Here is a 1548-nt window from a genome sequence, read left to right as displayed (position 1 = left end):
CAAGGTTTATCCCCTGTACAATATAGAAACCAGTTTATAAAAACTGCTTAACTAACTGTCCAACTTTATGGGGGCAGATCATCCTACCGCAAAGAAAGGGGACGCAAGGGTCTAACGAATTATAATAATGAATGTATTCTCGTATCGTTTTCTCTAATTCATCAATTGATTGAAATTTTTCTCCATGAAAGCATTCCGATTTTAATATTCCAAAGAAGCTTTCTATTACAGCATTATCTAAGCAATTTCCTTTACGAGACATACTTTGAATTAAACCATGTTGCTTTAATTGCTGTTGGTAATGAGCCATTTGATATTGCCATCCTTGATCTGAATGGAGAATTGGTTTCTCATGTCGCTTAAGTTTAGCTAAAGCATGAATGAGCATATCTTTCACTAACTCATAATTGAGTTTACGTTGGATTCGGAAGGTAATAATTTCCCCATTAAACAAATCTATAATTGGTGATAAATAAAGTTTTTCACCGTTAACATTAAATTCCGTCACATCAGTTGCCCATTTCTGGTTGGGATGGTTCGCTTTAAATTGCCGTTGCATAATGTTATCAGCCACCGTCCCGACACAACCACTTTTATATGAGCGATATTTCAATGCTCTGATACGTGATTTAATTCCCATGGTTTTCATAAGGCGATATACACATTTATGGTTGATTATTATTCCTGTACTTTTCAGGGCAAGAGTAATTCTACGATAGCCATAGCATCCCTTATGCTTGTGATATATGGACTTAATCTGCTGTTTTAACTCAGTATATTTGTCATTAGAGCGTACAGCTTTCATGTGATAGAAATAAGTACTACGAGCAATCTTTGCAATACTGAGTAAGAGTTTTAATGGATAAATTTGCCTTAATTCTGAAATAACCTGAACAGTGTCTGCAGTACAAAGTGTATTTAAGTACGTTGCTTCAGTTTTAAGGCTTTTAGCTTTTTTAAAAAGGCAACCTCCGCTCGTAAAGCGGTCACTTCATCAATGAGTTCCTGTTGAGATTTATCTTTGTCTTCTTTTATAGGCTTAGTTATTTTGGTTTTATCTTGTTTAACCATATTGGTATAAATCCTCGTAGTATTAAACCCGGCAATCCCTTCTTTATGATACTGAGCGAGCCACCTTCTTAAAATTGACGTCCCGCTCAGATTTAACCGTCTTCTAACTTCTCTTACCGGTATCTTATCAAGAAGCATTTGTACAGCCTTGATTTTAAATTCGGAAGAGTAGTAGGTTTTTTTAGTTTTAACATTCAGGCCATCTTCACCTTGTGCCTTATAGTTTTCAATCCATAAGCGGATGGTTTGGAGATCAACATTAAATTCTTGTGAAAGGATTTTATATCCTTTACTTCCATCTAAATAAGCTTGAATGACTTTTAATTTTAACTCTTTTGAATGCTTCGGAATTGGCATAGGGCACACCTCATAAGTTTAAAAAGTCTAACTTATGGGGTGCAGTTCAGGACGGGAGGGGGACACCTTCGGGTGTGCTGGATTTTTGGGTCCAGTCTGCTAACCCCTTTTCGTTTCTCC

2 protein-coding genes are annotated in these 1548 nt (G+C 36.2%); both read right to left on the bottom strand.

All coding sequences use genetic code 11. The features are described 5' to 3' along the window. Nucleotides 1-34 precede the first annotated feature (34 nt). Entirely contained in the window at nucleotides 35-886 is an 852-nt protein-coding gene (locus tag RFX69_RS08920) for an IS3 family transposase (RefSeq protein WP_309169217.1), read from the bottom strand. A 32-nt stretch (nucleotides 887-918) separates the two neighbouring features. Then, nucleotides 919-1428, bottom strand: coding sequence for a helix-turn-helix domain-containing protein (locus tag RFX69_RS08915; protein WP_001122273.1), 510 nt, complete (start codon nucleotides 1426-1428; stop codon nucleotides 919-921). Nucleotides 1429-1548 lie beyond the last annotated feature (120 nt).

It is taken from the genome of Acinetobacter sp. 148 (assembly GCF_031196675.1).
GTDB lineage: Bacteria > Pseudomonadota > Gammaproteobacteria > Pseudomonadales > Moraxellaceae > Acinetobacter > Acinetobacter baumannii.
The sequence above is the reverse complement of the archived record's forward strand: the minus strand, read 5'-3'. Positions and strand labels throughout refer to the sequence as shown.

Bases quoted from the DNA above. Each gene is read 5' to 3' on its own strand.
- RFX69_RS08915 (WP_001122273.1), bottom strand. From the start codon at position 1,428: ATGCCAATTCCGAAGCATTCAAAAGAGTTAAAATTAAAAGTCATTCAA.